This is a genomic window from Lysobacter sp. A286 (assembly GCF_054052105.1).
Map to the genome: position 1 here is coordinate 238,835 of NZ_JBSVRJ010000002.1, position 14,556 is coordinate 253,390.

Here is a 14,556-nt window from a genome sequence, read left to right on the forward strand (position 1 = left end):
GTGCAAGCAAACCCGCCACGCTACAATTTCCGTCGCGTCGCATCTGGTACAGGCGTGATGCGACGCGAATTGCAAAGCCACCGTCGGCCCACTGTGCCGACACCGCGGATGGAGTCGCGACTCAGGCAGGGTCGGTACCGCCTCCGCGGTTAAGGGACCACCTGGGGAGGGGAATGCGATGAATCGTGATCTGGCCGGATGGCTGCGTTGTGCACTGATCCCGGGGTTGCTCGGGCTTGCCTGCTGGGCTCCGCAGGCGTCGGCATCCTCGTTCTGCCAGATGATCAACAATCCCGACGGCACGCCGCGCAGCGGCAGCGTTGCCGATGGCGGCAGTGTCGACCTCAATGACGTCTCGTGGGCATCGAACGTCGGGGACACGGTCTCGTTCGATATCTCCAATATCACCGCGGGTTCAACCGGATACTTTTCAGGCGCCGATATCTCCACCAGCTTCGACGATGCCGGCGCATTCCAGGAAACAGTCGGGAACTACTACTCGGGAGGTGCCGGCAGCATCTCGCTCAGTTCCGATACGGGAGGGTTCGACTACACCATCAGTTGTGCATCGGCGCTGCCGGTGCTGGCCAGCGTGAGTCCCGACAGCGGTGAGGTCGGCACCAGCGTCACGCTGAGCGGGCAGGCGCTCTATGGCTTCGACAATGAATTGTCGATCACCATCGGTGGCGTTGCGGCCACCATCACCGAGAACAAGGGCGATACGGTCACCGTGACCGTGCCCGCCGGCCTCGCCGCCGGCAGCCACGATGTGACCGTCACCACTGATGCCGGTGCTTCCACGCTTCCCGACGCGTTCACCATCCTGGCCGCCAACCAGCCGCCGGTCATCAGCGCGCCCGGCAGCCAGACGGTGGCACAGGATGGCGCCCTGGTGTTCTCCAGCGGCAACGGCAACCTGATCTCGGTCGGCGATCCGGATGCCGGCGGCGGCACCATGCAGGTGGAACTGGCAGCCACCAACGGCTTGACCACGCTTGGGAACGCGGGCGGGCTCACTTTCCTTGTGGGCGACGGCACCGGCGACGCGGCGATGACGTTCCAGGGCACGCTCTCCAACATCAATGCCGCCTTGAACGGGACCACGTACACGCCCACGTCCGGCTACAGCGGCTCGGCCTCGATGCACATCGTCAGCGACGATCTTGGAAACACAGGCACCGGCGGCGCGATGACCGACACCGATGTCGTCACGATCATCGTCCTGGCGCTCGACACCGACCCGCCCGAGGTGACCGCGATCGACCGCGTCGACGCCTCCCCCACCAATGCGGGCAGCGTGCACTACGCGGTGACCTTCTCCGAGGCCGTCACCGGCGTCGACGCCACCGACTTCGCGTTGACCACCACGGGAACGGCGGCCGGCACCGTCGCCCAGGTCGCGACCTCCGATTCCATCCAATACACCGTCACCGTCAACGGTGTCGGCGGTGACGGCACCCTGCGGCTGGATCTCAACGGCAGCGGCACAGGCATCATCGATGGCGCGGGCAACGTCGCGGCCGGATTTACCGGCGGGCAGGCGTACATCGTCGACGCCACGGCGCCAGCGGTGACGTCGGTGGACGTGCCGGCCAACGGCCGCTACCTCGCAAACGACGTGCTCGACTTTGCCGTCCACATGAGCGAAGACCTTGTCGTCGACATGTCCGGAGGCACACCACACCTGGAATTGACGCTTGGCTCGACCCTGAGGCAGGCAAGCTATCAGTCGGGTTCCGGCACCAGCGTACTGGTCTTCAGTTACACGGTCGCCAGTGGCGACCGTGACGACGACGGCGTGATGCTGGGCGCGACCATCGAAGCCAACGGCGCGACTTTGCGGGATGCCGTGGGGAACGACGCCGCACCGGCGCTCAATGCCGTGGGCAACACGACCGGCGTGTTGGTGGGGAAAGGCGACCAGGCCATCACTTTCGACGCGCAGGCGGCGCAGGCGTTCGTGGCGGGCGGGACGTTCGCACTCGATCCGGTGGCGACGGCCAGCAGCGGTCTGCCGGTGGGTTACGCCACGCAAACCGCTGGCGTATGCACCATCAGCGGCACCACGGTGACGATGCAGTCGGCCGGTACCTGCACCATCGCCGCCGACCAGGCGGGGGATGCCGACTACGAGGCCGCGCCGACAGTGGCGCAGGACATCGTGATCGGCCAGGGCAGCCAGACGATCAGCTTCGGCGCGCAGGCGGCGCAGGCGTTCGTGGCGGGCGGCACGTTCGTGCTGGATCCGGTGGCGACGGCCAGCAGCGGTCTGCCGGTGGGCTACGCCACGCAAACCGCCGGCGTGTGCGCCATCAGCGGCACGACGGTGACGATGCAGTCGGCCGGCACCTGCACGATCGGTGCCGACCAGGCAGGCAATGGCGACTACGCGGCCGCGCCGACAGTGACGCAGGACATCGTGATCGGCCAGGGTAGCCAGACGATCAGCTTCGGCGCGCAGGCGGCGCAGGCGTTCGTGGCGGGCGGGACGTTCGCACTCGATCCGGTGGCGACGGCCAGCAGCGGTCTGCCGGTGGGTTACGCCACGCAAACCGCCGGCGTGTGCGCCATCAGCGGCACGACGGTGACGATGCAGTCGGCCGGCACCTGCACCATCGGTGCCGACCAGGCAGGCAATGGCGACTATGCGGCCGCGCTGACAGTGACGCAGGACATCGTGATCGGCCAGGGCAGTCAGACGATCAGCTTCGGCGCGCAGGCGGCGCAGGCGTTCGTGGCGGGCGGCACGTTCGTGCTGGATCCGGTGGCGACGGCCAGCAGCGGGCTGCCGGTGNCCGACCAGGCAGGCAATGGCGACTATGCGGCCGCGCTGACAGTGACGCAGGACATCGTGATCGGCCAGGGCAGTCAGACGATCAGCTTCGGCGCGCAGGCGGCGCAGGCGTTCGTGGCGGGCGGCACGTTCGTGCTGGATCCGGTGGCGACGGCCAGCAGCGGGCTGCCGGTGAGCTACGGCACCCAGACCGCCGGCGTGTGCACCATCAGCGGCACCACGGTGACGATGCAGTCGGCCGGTACCTGCACCATCGCCGCCGACCAGGCCGGCGATGCCAACTACGCCGCCGCGCCGACGGTGACGCAGGACATCGCGATCGGGCAGGCGGCGCAGGCGATCACCGCGTTCGCAGCCGATCCGGAGGCGCCCGCATTCGTGCCCGAGGGCACGTTCACGGTGTCGGCGACCGGTGGTGCGTCAGGCAATCCGGTGCTGTTCGGTACGGCGACGCCAACCGTCTGCGCCGTCAGCGGCAACACGGTGACGATGCAATCGGCCGGCACCTGCGCGCTGACCGCCGACCAGGCGGGCGATGCCAACTACAACGCGGCACCGCAGGCGAGCCTGGATGTCGTCATCGGCGCGGGCAACCAGGCGATCACCTTCGGCGCGCAGGCGCCGCAGGCGTTCGTAGCGGGCGGCATGTTCGCGCTGGATCCGGTGGCCACGGCCAGCAGCGGGCTGCCGGTGAGCTACGGCACGCAAACCGCGGGCGTGTGCACGATCAGCGGCAGCACGGTGACGATGCAGTCGGCCGGCACCTGCACCATCGCCGCCGACCAGGCGGGCAACGACGACTACGCGGCCGCGGCGACCGTGACCCGGGCCATCGCGATCGGCAAGGCCGCGCAGGCGATCACCGGGTTTGTCGCCAATCCGGAGGCGCCGGCCTTCGCATCGGGCGGCACGTTCGCGGTATCGGCGACCGGTGGCGACTCCGGCAATCCGGTGGTCTTCACCAGCACTTCGACACAGGTCTGCGCCGTCAGTGGCAGCACGGTGACGATGCAATCGGCCGGCACCTGCGCGCTGACCGCCGACCAGGCCGGTGATACCAACTACAGCGCGGCACCGCAGGCGAGTCTGGATGTCGTCATCGGCGCGGGCAGTCAGGCGATCACCTTCGGCGTGCAGGCGGAGAGGACGTTCGTCGGCGGTGGCACATTTGCACTCGACCCGGTGGCGACCGCCAGCAGCGGGTTGACGGTGAGCTACGCCACGCAGAGCGCGACCGTCTGCACCATCAGCGGCAGCACGGTGACGATGCAGTCGGCCGGTACCTGCACCATCGCCGCCGACCAGGCGGGCAGCGACGACTACGTGGCCGCGGCGACCGTGAGCCGGGCCATCGCGATCGGCAAGGCCGGGCAAGCGATCACCGGGTTCGTCGCCAATCCGGAGGCGCCGACCTACGCATCGGGCGGCACGTTCGCGGTATCGGCGACCGGTGGCGACTCCGCCAATCCGGTGGTCTTCACCAGTACTTCGTCGCAGGTCTGCGCCGTCAGCGGCAGCACGGTGACGATGCAGTCGGCCGGCACCTGCGCGCTGACCGCCGACCAGGCCGGCAGCGACGACTACGCCGCGGCGGCGCAGGCCACGCTCGAGGTGGCGATCGCCGCGGCCACGCCTACGCTGGCCTGGCTCGATGACCTGCAGAAGGTCCTCGGCGAACCGGCCTTCGACCTGCCCGATCCCAGCAGCGATAGCGCCGGCGCCTTCAGCTTCGAGAGCAGCAACGCGGAGGTGGCGACGGTGAGCGGGTCCACGGTGACGATCATTGGTACCGGTACGACCACGCTGGTGGCCACGCAGGCCGCGCAAGGCAACTACACCGAGGGCACCGTGAGCCTGATCCTCGCCGTGATGACGCGCCCGGACCCGACGCTCGACCCGGAAGTGGTGGGCGGGCTGCAGGCGCAGGTGGACGCCAGCGTGCGCTTCGCCAATGCGCAGCAGGACAACATCCGCGACCGCCTGCGCCAGCTGCGCGACGGCCGCGGCAATCCCTCGGCCAACAGCCTGGCGTTCAGCGTGAGTGCGGGCCGCGGTCCGGGGCTATCGCTGGGTGCGGAGCAAGTGGCTGGTGGCATGCCCACCCTGGCGCACGGCTGGGGCCTATGGATGGCGGGCACCGTCGCGCTGGGCGAGCGCGACACCCGCGGCGGGGCCAACGGCTTCGATTTCCGCAGCGACGGCGTGACTCTCGGCGTGGACCGCCTGTTCGGAGAACAACTGGTGCTGGGCGTGGCCGGTGGCCTGGGCTGGAACGACACCGACTTCGACGACTCGCCCTCGCAACAGGACGCGCGCCAGCGCAGCGTGGCGTTCTACGGTCTGTGGCGTGGCGACGGCCCCCTGTTCGTCGACGGTCAGTTGGGACTGGGACGCCTGGACTTCGACCTGTGGCGCTGGAGCACAGTGGCCGATGCCACCGCCCGGGCGAGGCGAGATGGCGACCAGCTGTTCGGCGGGCTGACCTTTGGCTACGAACACGCCGGCGAACACGGCCGCCTGGCCGGATACGGCCGCTACGATGCGAGCCACACCACGCTCGACGCCTACCGTGAACGCGGGCTGGGCATCTACGACCTTTCCTATGACCGGCAAACGATTGACAACAGCACGTTGGCGCTGGGCGTGGAGGGCAGCCACCAGTTCAAGACCACCTCGGCATCGCTGCGACCGTTCTGGTCGATCGAGTACCGACAGGCGCTGGAAAACCGCGGCGACGCAGGGCTGAACTACGTGCTGCTGCCGGTGGCGCAGGACTACCTGCTGGGCATGCGCAGCTACAACGACGACACCCTGGCCTTTGGCGCCGGACTGGATATCGACCTGGACTCGGGATGGAGCCTGTCGTTCCTGCTGCGCCGCGAACAGTCTTCGGGAGCCGGCTCCGCCAACAGTTTTGGATTGCGTTTTACCCACGGGCAGGCGTCGACTGTGTTCCCCGGCCTGGACCCCACACAGACCACTGACCCACGCACGGGCCAGTCGATGCAGCCCTAGACACGCAGACGTGCGCGGCGGCAGGTCGCGTCCATTCCACGCTTGTCGTACCGCGAACCCCGTGGCAGAGTCGGAACCAGTGACGCAAGTCAAATAAAATCAGGAGTCCGCGTCGTGATCGATCCGGACGGTTATCGACCCAATGTAGGCATCGTGCTGATGCATTCCGATGGACGCCTGTTCTGGGCGCGTCGGGTGCATCGCGACGGTTGGCAGTTCCCGCAGGGCGGGATGAACACCGATGAGACGCCGATCGAGGCGATGTACCGTGAACTGCGCGAAGAGACCGGGTTGCGGCCCCGGCACGTCGAAGTGCTGGGGGCGACCCCGGGCTGGTTGCGCTACCGGCTGCCGCAACGCTCCATTCGCCGCAACGACCGGCTGGTCTGTATCGGCCAGAAGCAGGTCTGGTTCCTGCTGCGGTTGACCGGGCAGGAAACGGACCTGCAGTTGGACGCGACCAGCAAGCCGGAGTTCGACCATTGGCGCTGGGTCGACTTCTGGTACCCGTTGGAGCATGTCGTGGTGTTCAAGCGCGGCGTGTATGCCAGCGCGTTGCAACATCTGGCCCCATTCGCCCGGCACGTGGCGGGCCCACAGGCGGTGCCGCTGCCAGGTCCGGGGCATGGTGGGTGGAATCGCCCACGACCCCGCCCCCGCCCCTTGAGGCCCCCATTGCGCGGTGATGGTGGTGGCGGAATTCCTTCGAATTGACAATCATTCTCATTCGTAGTTGAATGGCGTTGCAGCCAGTCCGGTTGCCAACCTGCCGTCGCCGCGCGGCCTTGTCCGTATGTATGTATGCATCTGCAACGGGATCACCGACCACGACATCCGTGAGGCTGCGCAGGCCGGTTGCAATTCTCTCGCCGAGTTGACCATGCGCACCGGCGCTGGCTCCTGCTGCGGCAGTTGCGTGGACATGGCGACCAGCTTGCTGGAAGAAACCCGCGCCGCACGCGAGCTGCCGCTGCCGGTCCTGCGTCACGCCGCTTGACGCCGCCGCGCGCTTTGCCGCGCAGCCTTCAGGACAATGATTCGCGTCTGCGGGCGCACTCGATTCGCATTCCGTCAGCGTCTGTCTGAAGCGTCTACAGTGGTCGCATTCCCCCAACGGAGCGTGTCCATGAAAGGCGACGCCAAAGTCATCGAGTTTCTCAACAAGGCGCTCTACAACGAGTTGATTGCGATCAACCAGTACTTCCTGCACGCCAAGATGCTGAAGAACTGGGGCTTGAAGGAACTTGCCGAGCACGAGTACCACGAGTCGATCGACGAGATGAAGCATGCCGATTTGTTGTCGGAGCGGATCTTGTTCCTGGACGGCTTGCCGAACTTCCAGTCGCTGGGGAAATTGCGCATTGGCCAGGGCCCACGTGAAGTCCTGGAGTGTGATTTGGCGTTGGAGATGGACGGACTGCCGGTGCTGCGCGAAGCGATTGCGTATTGCGAAAGCGTCAGCGATTACGTCAGCCGCAAGTTGTTCGCCGACATCCTGGAGTCGGAGGAAGAGCACGTCGACTGGATCGAAACCCACCTCAGCCTGATGGATCGCCTGGGCGAGCAGAACTACCTGTTGACGCGCACCGAAAGTTGATCATCGCGCCGCCGGCCTGACCGGGCCTTTCGCCCGGCGCCGGAACAGCGTCCGCCATAGCCACCACAACACGGTGGCCATGGTCACGCTGACCAGCACCACGATCGACAGGGCGATCCACGGGTAACTGAACACCAGCGCCAATCCGCCGACGGCGGTCAGGTCCTCGGTGAGGCTGGCGGTCCAGTTGGTCACCGGTTCGGGCGAGGTATTGAGCAGGGCGCGAGAACCCGATTTCAGCGCATGGCTGGCCAATGCGACGCCGGCGCCGGTGGCCAGCGCGCCGACGCCGAGATTGCCGTCCGGCGACAGCGTGGCCGCCGCAAGGAACGCGCCGGCAGGCACCCGCATCAGGGTGTGCAGCAGGTCCCAGACGGAATCGACGCCCGGGATCTTGTCGGCGAAGAATTCGACCGCCGCCAGCAGCCCGGACACGCCGATCACCCAGGGCGAGGTGGTGACTTCCAGCGCCTGTGGCAGGTCGAGCCAGCCAAAGAACCCCGCCAGGCCGACTCCGAACACGGTCATGTAGGCGCGAATGCCGGCCAACCAGGCCAGAACTATGCCAATTGCGAACAGGTGCGCATCCGTCATCGGGCAATCTCGCTAGACTCGGGTCGAGTATAGGGAACTTCGGCGATGTCCTCGCCTTTGCACCATGGGGAAGAAAAACAACTCTCGTTACGTGATCGTGCCGCACCGGCCCGGCCACCGCACGCAGCTGTGGGCTGCGCTGGCACTGGCGTGGCTGCTGTCGCTGGCGGCGCTATGGGCGGTCACCAACTGGAATACCACGCCGATCCTGCCGGGCCTGAGCTCGGCACTCACGTCGAGTCGTGGGCATCTGCACCAGGTCCAGGAGCAGTTGCAGGCGTCGCGCCAACAACAGGCCACGCTGGAGCGATCGGACCAGATCAGTCGTGCCGCCAACCGCAAACTCCAGCAATCGCTGGCCGAGCGCGAGGAAGAGATCGCCGACCTGCAGGCCAACCTGGCTTTTTACGAGCGGCTGGCAGGGGCAACCGGCAAGCCCAAGGGGCTGAGTGTGCATTCGGCCGAGTTCAGCGCCGAGCGCGGCGGCACCTGGCGTTACCAGATCGTGCTGACCCAGAGTCTGGAGCGTGGCACGGTCAGTGCCGGGAAATTGCGTTTTTCCATCGATGGCGTACGCGACGGAAAACTCACGTCGATCGCGTGGGACGAGCTTCACCAGCGCGAGGACGCACCCGCGCATGGGTATTCATTTCGTTACTTCCAGCAGATCAAGGGCAGCGTGATGTTGCCCGTGGGCTTCACGCCCCAGCGGGTGCGAGTGTCGTTGCGGGGCGAGAATGCCTCGTTCGACCAGGCATTGGCATGGGTGCAGCCCGCGCAAACCGGAGACATCTGACATGTTCAAGAACAAATCCGTGCCCGCAGGCCACATCGACACGTTGATTGGCGCGCACGTGGTGATCCACGGCGAGTTTCATTTCAGTGGTGGCTTGTATATCGAAGGCCGGGTCGTCGGCAAGCTGATTGCCGAGGAGGGCAAGGAGGCCGTGCTGACCTTGGCCGACAGCGGCAGCATCGAGGGCGAGGTGCGTGCGCCGGTCATGGTGGTCAACGGTCGGATCGATGGCGATGTCCACGCCAGCGAGCGAATCGAGCTGGGCGCGAAGGCGCGGGTGGAGGGCAATGTCTATTACAAGGTGGTCGAGATGACCGCCGGCTCGGTACTCACCGGTCGGCTGTTGCACGTGGAAGCGGCAGCCCAGGCAACCGAGCCGCATGGGGCCCAGCTGCATGAAACGGAAACAACCGCCGACTTCGCGGTGGTCGGCGGCTGACCGGCACGGGACTGACGTTGTAATCTGGTCGCCGCGCAACTGCCGGCGACCGCCATGACCGAGCCTGAATCTGCCCAGACCCCTGATGAAGCCGGCGCCAGTACGGGGGCGCAAGCCGGCGTGGATTGGCGCCGCCGGCTACGGATGGGCGCGTTGGTGGCGTTCGTGTTCGCTTTGGCATTTGGTGGCTGGGGACTGTGGCGGGTACTGGCACCGGGATCGGCCGACGTGCGCACCAGACTGGCCGTGAGTGAGGATGCCGCCGAGCAACTGCAGGGGAGCGTTGAGGAACTGCAACAGCGCGTCGCCACGCTGGGCCGTTCCGACCAGATCAGCCGCGACGCCAACCAGGATCTGCAGGGCACCCTGGCCGAGCGTGACGAGGAGATTGCCGGTTTGCGCGCCGATGTCGCCTTCTACGAGCGTCTGGTAGGTGCCACCGCACAACGTCGTGGGCTGAGCGTGCACGCGTTGAAGGTGGAGCCGCAAAGCGACAGCGTCTGGCACTTCCAAACCACCCTGACCCAGAACCTGAACCGCGGCGCGGTCAGCAGCGGGCAACTGAGCCTGTCCATCGAAGGCTCGCGCAATGACAAGCTGCAGACCGTCGATTGGGATGCCTTGCGTCAGCAGCCCGATGCCGACGATGTGGAATTTTCCTTCAAGTATTTCCAGCAGGTCCAGGGGGATGTGTTCCTGCCCGAAGGCTTCACACCGGTGCGGGTAACGGTGCGGTTGCAACCCCGTTCCGGTGCGCAGGTCGAGAAGTCATTTACCTGGGCGGAGGCGACCGGGGCAGTGCCACCGGCGAAGGCGCCAGCGGTGGAATGAACCTTTTCGCGCCGCCGGCTTGAATGCACCCGTCGAACCCCCCATCCTGAGCACATGGAAAGCCAGATCATCCCGTTACCCGGCATCGACAGCGCGCCGGACTATCAATCGCTGGATCGCCCGTTGCAATTCACCTCCGCCGCAGCAGCCAAGGTCACCGAGCTGGTGGCCGAAGAAGGCAACCCGGCACTGAAATTGCGGGTGTTCATCCAGGGCGGTGGTTGCTCGGGCTTCCAGTATGGGTTCGAGTTCGACGAGGAGCAGGCCGGAGACGACTTGGCCGTGCAAACCGACGGAACCACGCTGCTGGTGGATCCACTGAGCCTGCAGTACCTGATGGGCGCGGTGGTCGACTACACCGAAAGCCTGCATGGCGCCCAGTTCGTGATCCGCAATCCGAACGCGAAGACCACCTGCGGCTGCGGTTCCTCGTTCGCCGCGTGAGTGCCGCCCGCACGCCTTTCGCATTCGTCGAGGCGGGTGCATTCGCCACCGGTGACGCCATCGGGAACCGGGCAAGAGCCATCCCCACCCGGGACGACCCGTCCTCATCTGGTGCGCTCGACCGCGCCGATCACCTGCGTGATGATCCCGAAGCGCTGTCAGCGCTCTGGGCGCACGCACGGGTAATTCTGCTCACCGATGATGGCCAGGCCCTGGCCGATGCCGACGGCGTGCTGTACGCCCCGTTGGGCGAAGACCTCAGCCAGGGCCCGGGAGGCACCGGTGCGGCGATTTTCCTGGGCAAGGACGGAGATGGTCGCGGCTGGTTTGCGCTGGATGCCGCGCTGACCGCCGCCAACGCACCCAATTGCATCGATCTGCGTACCGCGGCCGCCCAGTGGCCGGCGTTCGACGCTTGCGTGTTTGCCCAGGCCCGGGCGTTGCAACACTGGCGCACCCGACACCGCTATTGCGGCGTATGCGGCGGTGAGATCGGTTTTTCGCGTGGCGGCTGGCTGGGCCGCTGCAGCGGCTGTGGTCTGGAACACTACCCACGCACCGACCCGGCGGTGATCGTCGCGGTGACCGATGGCAAGCGTTTGCTGCTCGGTCGGCAGGCTGGTTGGGCGCCGCGGCGCTACTCGGTCCTGGCCGGGTTCGTGGAGCCGGGGGAATCACTCGAGCAAACCGTTGCGCGCGAGGTCCTGGAGGAATCCGCGGTCCGGGTGCGGGCGTCGCGCTATCTGGCGTCTCAACCGTGGCCGTTCCCCGGTCAGCTGATGCTGGGGTTCATCGCGCTGGCCCATCCCGATGAGCCACGGGTTGATGACGAGCTGGAGGATGCGAGTTGGTTCAGTGTCGATGAGATCCGGGCCGCCGTGTTGGCCGGCGATGACGAAGCCGGAGACGGCCTGCGGCTATCGCCTTCGATCTCGATCTCGCGCTGGCTGATCGATTACTGGCTGGCCGCCATGGATGAAGCGGCGTCGGGCGACTGACGCGGATACCGGAACCCGCGCCGATCGGGATGCGCCACCCTGTACCCGGTCGGCAATCCCGATAGCGGCTTCCCCGCTGGAGTTTCCCCGTTAGAATCAGGCCTCAATGCACTCGGTCGCAACCACAGCGACGCTGGGAGGGAAGCCAACATGTCCATCGCCCTGATCGCCACGGTCGTCGCGCTCGTGCTCGGCCATCTCGCGCCGTCGTTTGCGGCTGCGGTACGTCAGCACGCCTGGTATGGCGACCTGGCTGGCTGGCTCAACGGGCGCTTCGGCGAGCAGACCTTCTGGCGCAGCCGCTGGGGCATCGTGTTGGCGCTGGCGCCTGGGCTGTTGATCGTCGGGCTGTTGCAACTCTCGCTCGAAGGCCGCTTGGCGGGTATTGCCGAACTGCTGTTCGGCGTTGCCATGCTGTTCTACGCATGGGGGCCACGTGACCTGGACCGCGATGTCGGTGCAGTCCTGGATGCGACCGATTCGACCGCCCGCCGGGATGCCATTGCGAATCTGACGGGCAAGGAAACCGACGCACCCGTGGATGGAGCGGGTTTGGTCGAGCCGGTATTCCGCAGCGCGGTGCGACGCTGGTTCGGCGTACTGTTCTGGTTCCTGGTGCTGGGTCCGTTTGGCGCGGTGCTGTATCGCTTGAGCGTGCTGTCGGCGGTGGGCGATATCGCCGCCCGGGTGCCGGATCAGGCCCGGCGTGGAGCGCGAACCTGGTTGGCCGTGCTGGAATGGCCGGTGGCACAGTTGGTGACCCTGTCATTGGCGCTGGTTGGAAACTTCGACAGCGTGCTGGACGCATGGCGTTCCGGCGGAGGGGCCGCGGCGCGGCTCGATAACCGATTCCTCGGGGCCGCGGCGCGCGCCAGCGTGCGAAGTGAGCTGGCCGAAGAGGCATCCGACGGAGCGGCTTTGGATTATCCCGCCGCCGGTATCGATGGTGACGCCGATGCGGCCGGGCCGGGCGTGGCGGCACTGCCCGAATTGCACGACGCGATGAGCCTGGTTTGGCGCTGCCTGCTGGTCTGGCTCGCCGCGCTGGCGCTGTTCGTGATTGCCGGCTTCGTGAGCTAGAGCTTGCGACAAAGCCGGGGCAAGGAGCCGGGGTCCTTAAGCGGCATCCCCACGTAGCGCACGCACCTTCGCCTCCAGCACTCCCGCATCCACGTGGGCGCCTTCCAGCGGGCTACCGACCACCACTTCGACCTGCGCGCGGAAGCGCCGCGGCACACGCATACGGCCCAAACGTGTTTCGCGCCGGCTCCACATGCTGGTCCACATTCCGCGCAATGCCATCGGGATCACCGGCACCTGTCGTCGTTCCAGTATCTTCTCCACCCCCGACTTGAACGCGGCAATTTCGCCATCGCTGGTCAGCCGGCCTTCGGGAAATATTCCCACCACCTGGCCGTCCGCAAGCGCCGCGTCGATCTCGTCGAACGCGCGCTGCATCAACTCGGGGTTCTCTTTCGCGCCGGCGATCGGGATCGCCTTGGCGGTGCGGAAGATCCAGCGCATGACGGGCACGTTGAAGATCTTGTAGTACATGACGAAACGCACCGGCCGCGGTATGCTGGCGGCCAGCAGCAACGCGTCCATGTAGCTGACGTGATTGCACACCACCAGCGCCGCGCCCTCGTCGGGAATGTGGTCGATCCCCTGCACCCGAAGCCGGTACAAGGTGCGCACCAGTACCCAGCTCAGGAAGCGCATCAGGAACTCGGGCACGATCGTGAAGATCCAGATCGCGACCAGCGCATTGGCGATCGCCAAGGCCAGGAATACCTGCGGGATGTCCAGGTCGGGCATCGGCACGCGCATGCCGGCCAGTTCGAATGGTGGCAACTGCAACGCCAGCCCGAGTACCGCGGCCAACACGATGAAACCCGAGTTCTGGATGTTGAGCCCGGCGAACACCCGCGACATCTCCGACTTTGGCGTGCGGCTCTGGATCAACGCGAACAGCGGCACCACGAAGAAGCCGGTGAACAGCCCGATGCCGAGCAGGTCGACCACGATCCGCCAGCTGCCCGGTTGCTGCATGAAGCCGAGCACATCCAGCCCGCTGACCGTCGCCGCGCCGGGACGGGCGAAGTACAGGTCGAGCATGAAGGCCGTCATGCCGAATGCGCCCAGCGGTACCAGCCCGATCTCCACCGTCCGTGCCGACAGCCGCTCGCACAGCAGCGAACCCACGCCGGTACCGACCGAAAACAACGCCAGGGCGAAGATGTACAACGTCGCCGAGCCGCCCAGGTTGACCTCGGCGTAGGTCGGCAGTTGCGAGGTCAGCACGGTGCCGACAAACCAGAACCACGACACCCCCAGCACCGCATTGCGCACCGCCAACTGCTTCTTGGCCAGACGCAACACGGCAATCGACTCGGGGATCGGGTTCCAGTTGATCTTCAGCCCGGGCGCGCCGGCACCGGCCTTGGGAATCGCCCGGCTGACCAGGTGACCGATGATCGCCAGCGTGACCACGGCCGCGCCGGCGACCCACGGACCGCTGGCGCCGGCCATGGCGAAGATCGAGCCACCCAGGATCATCCCCAACAGGATCGAGAACGAAGTGCCCATCTCGACCAGCCCGTTGCCGCCGGTCAACTCACGCGGGTGCAGCACCGCCGGCAGGATCGAATACTTCACCGGCCCGAACAGGGTCGACTGCAAGCCGGTACAGAACAACGCCACCAGCAGCACGGTCATGCTTTGCAAGACGAAGCCGACCGCCGCCAGGGACATGATGCCGATCTCCATCGCCGTGGTGATCCGGATCAGCGTCGACTTCTCGGTCTTCTCGGCGATCTGCCCGGCCAGTGCCGAGAACAGGAAATACGGCAGGATGAACAGTGCCGGCGCCAGGTTGGTATACAGCGTCTTCTGCTCGCTGCTGACCCCCAACCAGAACAGCAGGCCAATGATCGCCTGGCGGTAGACGTTGTCGTTGAAAGCCCCCAGCGACTGGGTCGCGAAGAACGGCAGGAAACGGCGTTGTCCAAGCAATGCGTACTGGTTGTTCGACATGCGGCCCCCGGGATC

At 66.4% G+C, this 14,556-nt stretch carries 12 protein-coding genes; 10 read left to right on the forward strand and 2 right to left on the reverse strand.

Annotated elements, in window-relative coordinates:
- The first annotated feature begins 280 nt into the window (after window positions 1-280).
- The 4 genes from ACW7G0_RS11310 to bfr all read left to right on the forward strand — a co-directional run bounded on the left by ACW7G0_RS11310 (window position 281) and on the right by bfr (window position 7,406).
- Window positions 281-5,809: an autotransporter domain-containing protein gene (locus ACW7G0_RS11310; RefSeq protein WP_456989764.1), complete on the forward strand. Its 5,529-nt coding sequence runs from the start codon at window positions 281-283 to the stop codon at window positions 5,807-5,809.
- 114 nt (window positions 5,810-5,923) lie between these two features.
- Complete coding sequence (locus ACW7G0_RS11315; RefSeq protein WP_456989701.1) at window positions 5,924-6,523, forward strand: RNA pyrophosphohydrolase; 600 nt, start codon at window positions 5,924-5,926, stop codon at window positions 6,521-6,523.
- Window positions 6,524-6,602: 79 nt separating this feature from the next.
- Window positions 6,603-6,806, forward strand: a complete 204-nt coding sequence (locus ACW7G0_RS11320; protein WP_456989765.1) for a bacterioferritin-associated ferredoxin — start codon at window positions 6,603-6,605, stop codon at window positions 6,804-6,806.
- 129 nt (window positions 6,807-6,935) lie between these two features.
- Complete coding sequence (gene bfr, locus ACW7G0_RS11325; protein WP_456963336.1) at window positions 6,936-7,406, forward strand: bacterioferritin; 471 nt, start codon at window positions 6,936-6,938, stop codon at window positions 7,404-7,406.
- Here the strand turns inward: bfr and ACW7G0_RS11330 are convergent, their stop codons facing one another.
- Window positions 7,407-8,000, reverse strand: coding sequence for a DUF4126 domain-containing protein (locus ACW7G0_RS11330; RefSeq protein WP_456989702.1), 594 nt, complete (start codon window positions 7,998-8,000; stop codon window positions 7,407-7,409). It lies immediately after the preceding gene.
- Between the two features lie 64 nt (window positions 8,001-8,064).
- Here ACW7G0_RS11330 and ACW7G0_RS11335 point away from each other — a divergent pair, with 64 nt between their 5' ends.
- From ACW7G0_RS11335 to ACW7G0_RS11360, 6 genes are all read left to right on the forward strand, one after another.
- Entirely contained in the window at window positions 8,065-8,796 is a 732-nt protein-coding gene (locus tag ACW7G0_RS11335; protein WP_456989703.1) for a DUF6776 family protein, read from the forward strand.
- 1 nt (window position 8,797) lies between these two features.
- A complete protein-coding gene (locus ACW7G0_RS11340) occupies window positions 8,798-9,235 on the forward strand; it encodes a bactofilin family protein (RefSeq protein WP_456989704.1) in 438 nt (145 codons plus the stop codon).
- A gap of 54 nt (window positions 9,236-9,289) precedes the next feature.
- Complete coding sequence (locus ACW7G0_RS11345) at window positions 9,290-10,066, forward strand: DUF6776 family protein (protein ID WP_456989705.1); 777 nt, start codon at window positions 9,290-9,292, stop codon at window positions 10,064-10,066.
- Window positions 10,067-10,120: 54 nt separating this feature from the next.
- Window positions 10,121-10,510 carry an iron-sulfur cluster insertion protein ErpA gene (erpA, locus tag ACW7G0_RS11350; protein ID WP_456963341.1) on the forward strand — a complete coding sequence of 130 codons (390 nt, stop codon included), beginning with the start codon at window positions 10,121-10,123 and terminating at the stop codon, window positions 10,508-10,510.
- 80 nt (window positions 10,511-10,590) lie between these two features.
- A complete protein-coding gene (gene nudC, locus ACW7G0_RS11355) occupies window positions 10,591-11,508 on the forward strand; it encodes an NAD(+) diphosphatase (RefSeq protein ID WP_456989766.1) in 918 nt (305 codons plus the stop codon).
- 150 nt (window positions 11,509-11,658) lie between these two features.
- Window positions 11,659-12,588: a cobalamin biosynthesis protein gene (locus ACW7G0_RS11360; protein ID WP_456989706.1), complete on the forward strand. Its 930-nt coding sequence runs from the start codon at window positions 11,659-11,661 to the stop codon at window positions 12,586-12,588.
- Between the two features lie 36 nt (window positions 12,589-12,624).
- Here ACW7G0_RS11360 and ACW7G0_RS11365 read toward each other — a convergent pair whose 3' ends face one another.
- Window positions 12,625-14,541 carry an MFS transporter gene (locus tag ACW7G0_RS11365; protein ID WP_456989707.1) on the reverse strand — a complete coding sequence of 639 codons (1,917 nt, stop codon included), beginning with the start codon at window positions 14,539-14,541 and terminating at the stop codon, window positions 12,625-12,627.
- Between the last annotated feature and the right edge of the window lie 15 nt (window positions 14,542-14,556).

Bases quoted from the DNA above. Each gene is read 5' to 3' on its own strand.
- ACW7G0_RS11330 (WP_456989702.1), bottom strand. From the start codon at position 8,000: ATGACGGATGCGCACCTGTTCGCAATTGGCATAGTTCTGGCCTGGTTG.
- ACW7G0_RS11335 (WP_456989703.1), top strand. From the start codon at position 8,065: ATGGGGAAGAAAAACAACTCTCGTTACGTGATCGTGCCGCACCGGCCC.
- bfr (WP_456963336.1), top strand. From the start codon at position 6,936: ATGAAAGGCGACGCCAAAGTCATCGAGTTTCTCAACAAGGCGCTCTAC.
- ACW7G0_RS11360 (WP_456989706.1), top strand. From the start codon at position 11,659: ATGTCCATCGCCCTGATCGCCACGGTCGTCGCGCTCGTGCTCGGCCAT.
- erpA (WP_456963341.1), top strand. From the start codon at position 10,121: ATGGAAAGCCAGATCATCCCGTTACCCGGCATCGACAGCGCGCCGGAC.
- ACW7G0_RS11340 (WP_456989704.1), top strand. From the start codon at position 8,798: ATGTTCAAGAACAAATCCGTGCCCGCAGGCCACATCGACACGTTGATT.
- ACW7G0_RS11365 (WP_456989707.1), bottom strand. From the start codon at position 14,541: ATGTCGAACAACCAGTACGCATTGCTTGGACAACGCCGTTTCCTGCCG.
- ACW7G0_RS11320 (WP_456989765.1), top strand. From the start codon at position 6,603: ATGTATGTATGCATCTGCAACGGGATCACCGACCACGACATCCGTGAG.
- ACW7G0_RS11345 (WP_456989705.1), top strand. From the start codon at position 9,290: ATGACCGAGCCTGAATCTGCCCAGACCCCTGATGAAGCCGGCGCCAGT.